Raw genomic sequence first — 2,403 nt, 5'->3', positions numbered from 1 at the left:
CGCTTCCCATGGCAATGCACCCACTTGATGGGTGGGGGCCTGCATCAGCACGCGAGCGCCTGAATTGCCGATCTCGCTCAGCTGCGGCTCAGTGGCAACGTCCTGCAGACGACTGTTCAGCGGCAATTGCCTCTTCGCTGGTCTCAACTCCGCTGTATCATGCTCACGGTTGATGAGGACCTCCTCGCTTGATAGCTGGTTGCTCCTGTCCTGTGCAGCGATCCGCTCGTCCGGCGCGCGCTGGTCGCCGTCGCGCCAGATCAGGGGACGAAAGGACTCTGCGGGATCCGAGGCTTGGTGATGGTGCCCAGTTGGCACGAAAGACGATGCCACAACAGCGTCGTCTTCATTAGCTTTCCCAGGGGGGAGATACTCTGGCCAACTGTATTCCTCCTGCGGCCCGCTGTGCTGCGCAGCGGCGTCCCCCTTGCTCTCAAGACTTTGAAATTTAAATGGGTCCCCGGGAGCAACATCTGGCGCTGACTGGCCGAGCCGCTTGATCTGCTGGTGAAACGTCCCAACGGGGCTTTCCTTAACCGCGTCTCGGGCCTGTCGGTCCATGAGTTCAAAGTTCGTGAGATTATTTGCCGTTCCGAATGTATCGTCACCCCTGAGGCGGGTTTGTAGTGCCTGCCGATTGACGACGAGGTTGTTGAGGTCCAGGTCATCTGGCTGCGATTGCAATCGCCCAACCAGCGCCCGCGTGCCGTCCACCACGTAGACTCCGCAATCCCGCTCGTTGCTCTGCTGGGCGATGCGGAGCGAGCTGGTGTCCAGGCTGGCGCCCAGATTTTTTGCGAGGTCTCCTGCAAGCGTGTCATTGCATCCCTTGAAGGAGTCATAATGATAGGCAACCGGCCGTTCCCGGTCGCTGCGATCAACGAACAGCAGCGACCAATGGGTGCCGCGCTCCTCAAGAGTCGTACCGGCATCGCTCACTGGCACGAACAGGAAGTCGGCTGTGTCGTTACCGTTCTGATTATGGACGATGCGCTGGAATGCGCTTAGCCTGTCGCTCTTGGAGCCCAAGCGCAGATGATAAATGGCTACGAGGGGATCCACGAACCGCGTCCGGGCGGCGAGATCTGGATTGTTCCCCTGCAACTCCTGCTCCAGGAACTGGTAATCCCTCTGGATATGTTCGTCGCCTAGCCATTCCAACGCGCCGAGCACCCGCCCGTCTTTAGCTTTCCCAGGGGGCTTCTCTGGCCGACCCAATGCCTCCTGCGGCCCGCTGCGCTGCGCAGCGGCGTCCCTAATGGCACCAGCCTCCATGCCGACTGCGTCTTCCGGACGAGCAGCAAGGGCAATTTCGCGCCCGGGTGCGGCGTACGGCGGGAACCTCCGGAGATGAGCTAGTGCACTGATCCCACCGGAGTTGTTATAGCGCCTGGCATCTTCATCCAGCGACCCCTCGTGAAGCCGAGCCGCAATCCCCGGCTTGTTGTTTTCAACCAGGTATTCACTGAAACGTCTAGGAGCAGATCCACAGGTCTGAATGGTACCGGGATTCGGCCCGGTCGGCGCTGCCTTGTACTCTTTGATGGGAGCCGCTGTGTAATCTCTGATGAGCGCGGCGTCGGCAGGGTCGGGATTATTCAGGACAGCGGCGCGGTCCAGCACTGGCGCTCCGCCCGCCCACGTCTTGAGATGACCCACTGCTCTAGCCACGTCCGAGGAGCCACTCTTGCTCTCGTACTCCTTGAGATCCGGATCCAGCGACTCCTCGTGAAGCCGAGCAGCAAATCCCGGCCTGTTATTATCAATGAGCCAACGACCAAAGCCGAGAAGAGAATTTACATGGCGCTTGACCGTGCTCTCCAATGCTGACCTCAGCCCTTCGACAAGGGTCGCATCGTTGGAATAAAGAGGACGCTTGTCGGGACCGGAGACCCCTATTGGAGGATCTGGCTGCACCGCCGCCGGCACAGAACGAGCAGGGTCCCGCAACTCGAACGGTGCGGGGGGATTCAGATCAACCACTGACGAATCCGGCGCATGATGATGGCGCGCCGTTGAGTGACCCGGCTGCAGCACCGAGGCACCTAGCATCGACCCACTGCCTCCGGTATGCGGTGCCAGGTGCTCGTCCCCCAGCATCATGAGTTGCGCCTCCCATGGCGATCGTAGAAGGTCCGCGTGCGGAATCGAGTCGAAATATCCCGACAAATCAGCGTCGACCGTCTGCTTTTGCAACCGAGCCAGCCTTTCGGCCACCGCGGCCTCGCCAACCGCGGAGGGCGTCTCCTCAGCCCTGGCGAACGCTGGCCCGGCAGGCGCCGCCGGCACAGAACGAGCATGGTCACGCAACTCGACCCGTGCGGGGGGATTCAGATCAACCACTGACGAATCCGGCGCATGATGATGGCGCGACGTTGAGTGACCCGGCTGCAGCACCGAGGC

1 protein-coding gene is annotated in these 2,403 nt (G+C 61.1%); it reads right to left on the bottom strand.

The genetic code is table 11. The features are described 5' to 3' along the window. On the bottom strand, positions 1-2,217 hold a 2,217-nt coding region (locus NKJ01_RS36065), incomplete at its 3' end, for a Ulp1 family isopeptidase (protein ID WP_352735337.1). Positions 2,218-2,403: the final 186 nt, after the last annotated feature.

Source organism: Mesorhizobium sp. M0276 (assembly GCF_040321755.1).
Taxonomy (GTDB): Bacteria; Pseudomonadota; Alphaproteobacteria; order Rhizobiales; family Rhizobiaceae; genus Mesorhizobium.
Note: the sequence above shows the minus strand (reverse complement) of the source record. Positions and strands in the feature narration are given on the sequence as shown.